Origin of the sequence: Hominisplanchenecus murintestinalis (assembly GCF_943193015.1) — a bacterium.
GTDB classification, from domain to species: domain Bacteria; phylum Bacillota; class Clostridia; order Lachnospirales; family Lachnospiraceae; genus Hominisplanchenecus_A; species Hominisplanchenecus_A murintestinalis.
Genome location: NZ_CALPCM010000108.1, coordinates 1 through 1,896 on the forward strand (window position 1 = coordinate 1; position 1,896 = coordinate 1,896).

At 51.2% G+C, this 1,896-nt stretch carries 1 protein-coding gene; it reads right to left on the bottom strand.

The features are described 5' to 3' along the window. Positions 1–46: 46 nt before the first annotated feature. The gene (locus tag NFR99_RS15170; protein ID WP_135975118.1) at positions 47–1,675 is read right to left on the bottom strand and encodes a C40 family peptidase; all 1,629 of its coding nucleotides are present in this window, start codon (positions 1,673–1,675) and stop codon (positions 47–49) included. Positions 1,676–1,896: the final 221 nt, after the last annotated feature.

Consider the following 1,896-nt stretch of genomic DNA (forward strand, 5'->3'; position numbering starts at 1 on the left):
GCTCGTCTCTTACGAGACGAGCCCTACCCCTATATTAATTAACGAATTAATCGATATAACTCCTTGCTGCGCACGGTGTACGATACCCAATGTCAGATACAATAATCCCTGTCCTGGAAGTGCTGGCATGCACAACCTGGCCATTTCCGATATACATGGTCACATGCCCAATTCCGTAATCACCGCTTCCACTGTAGAATAACAAATCTCCCGGCTGGATGTTGGAAAGGCTTACTGCCCTGCCTCCTACAGACTGTGCGCCTGCCGTACGCGGGATAGAAATCCCGAAGTTTGCCATAACTGATTGTGTAAACCCGGAACAGTCCGCCCCGTTTGTAAGGCTTGTGCCGCCGTACACATACGGACATCCGACAAACTGCAGTGCAAAGTTCACAATTGACTGCCTGGTGCCTGAAGTACTTGAGGAATCAGATGTTGAAGACTGTGTAGCCTGAGCTGCCGCATCTGCCTGAGCCTGCGCCGCTGCATCTGCCTCTGCCTGCGCTGTCTCAGCTTCCTGAATCGCTACATCTGCTGCCTGCTGCGCCTCATCTGTCCCTTGCTGCGCTGCATTCGCCTGTGCTTCTGCCGCTGCCTGTGCCGCTGCGTCCGCCGCTTCCTGTGCTGCCTGTGCCTGCGCCGCTGCTTCTGCTTCTGCCTGCGCTGCTGCTTCTGCTTCTGCCTGCGCTGCCGCCTCTGCTTCTGCCTGTGCCGCTGCATCTGCCGCCGCCTGCGCCGCTGCTTCTGCTTCTGCTTTTGCCGCCGCTTCTGCCTCTGCTGCTTTCTGCGCTTCTTCTGCCATTACTGCCGCGTAGGCTGCCTCATTTGCCTTATCTATCGTATTCTGTGCAAGCTCCTGCAAATCATAGTCAAATGCCTGTTCCGCCGCTAGCTGCTTAACCTCTGCTGCTGCCTGTGACGCCATGTAAGCCGCATAAGCCGCTTCATCCGCAGTAGCGCTGTTCATGGCTTCTACTGCCGCACTCAGCATTTCCTCCGCTTTATCGTGCGCTGCCTTAGCTGCATCTTCCCTGGCTTCTACTTTCTCAATGGACTCTGCTTCTACAAACTGAGTACTGCAATCCACATAATCCTTCGAAACATATCCTATTACATCCGAATCAACCGCAACCTTTACCCAGTCCCCTGCATCTTCCAGGATTTCAAGGCATTGGGAGTCGCCGACCATGCTGACTACCTTTGATTTTGCGCTCGCTTTCTTCCTGACCATCAAGGTTGTCGTATTTACGGTTGCCATCTCGGTTCCCACATTACCCGCAAGCTCTTTTGCCTGCTCTCCGGTAGCGAAAAACTCCGATTTTACATATCCGGTAACATCTCCTGACTTAATCAGATACCAGTCCCCCTCCTGACCAAGAATATCTGCAGCAGAATTGTTATAAAGCTGCCCAATGACCTGGCCTTCTTCTCCTGCGGCATCCCGAACATTTACATACTCGTCTACCTGAGCGATTGCCTTTACGTCATAACCGCTTGCCTTTACCTGTATGGTACCGCCCGCTGCCTCTTTCTTGTCCTTCTGCTCCTTAATTCTGGATTCCAGACCTGCCAGCGGTACAATGTTCCCGGACGCCATAGTCACAACACCGTTTCCTGCAAATGTCATTGCTCCTGCCAGACAGCATGCGGTTGCTTTCCATACTGCTTTTCTCATTTATACTCATCCTCCATATGTATTGCTTCATTTGTTACATATTTATTAACTTTTTACAGGGCTATCATAACAAATATTACGTTCCTTGTCAACACTTATAACACTTTTTTTACATCCGGAAATATCTCATGCCGTTAAATTGCAGTTTGTCGGGGAGGTTGCCGCTTACACCATACAGTTATGGAACCGATAGTTTCTGTGCTTACTCCGGACAGTCACGG